This window comes from Phaeodactylibacter luteus (assembly GCF_007993045.1).
In the GTDB taxonomy this organism is placed as follows: Bacteria; Bacteroidota; Bacteroidia; order Chitinophagales; family Saprospiraceae; genus Phaeodactylibacter; species Phaeodactylibacter luteus.
In genome coordinates this window covers 1-390 of the sequence record NZ_VOOR01000224.1, presented here as the reverse complement: position 1 = coordinate 390, position 390 = coordinate 1, and the positions used below count along the sequence as shown (strand labels likewise).

Genomic DNA, 390 nt, shown 5'->3' with positions numbered 1-390 from the left:
AGGCCAAGTCTATGCGGAAGAAAAGGACTATGAGCAAGCGGTCTCCTATTTTGACCAAAGCCTGGCGGTATTTTCCGGTGCAGAAGGATACGACCGGGTCAGGACAGCTACAAAGATCAGCTTAGCCGATGTGTGGTTGGGCACAGGCCAACTACGGGAGGCCGATAGCCTGCTCTATGATGCATTGGCTGTTGCCCAAAAAGAGGAGGACTGGGTACTTCATAGTGCAGCTCTGTTTTATAAAGGCAAATTGCTGGAGCGCATGAACGACTTGGACTCTGCTTATCTGTTTTATGAGCAGGCCCTGGCGGAGGCACAGTCGGTTGAGGTTTGGACTTCGGTAAAAGAGTTTGCCTTAAAACTATCAGACCTTGCCCGGGAGATGGGCAA

The 390-nt window shown here is 51.0% G+C and carries 1 protein-coding gene; it reads left to right on the top strand.

The features are described from left to right. Positions 1-390: tetratricopeptide repeat protein (locus tag FRY97_RS22105; protein WP_147169789.1), on the top strand; the 390-nt coding region annotated here is incomplete at both ends.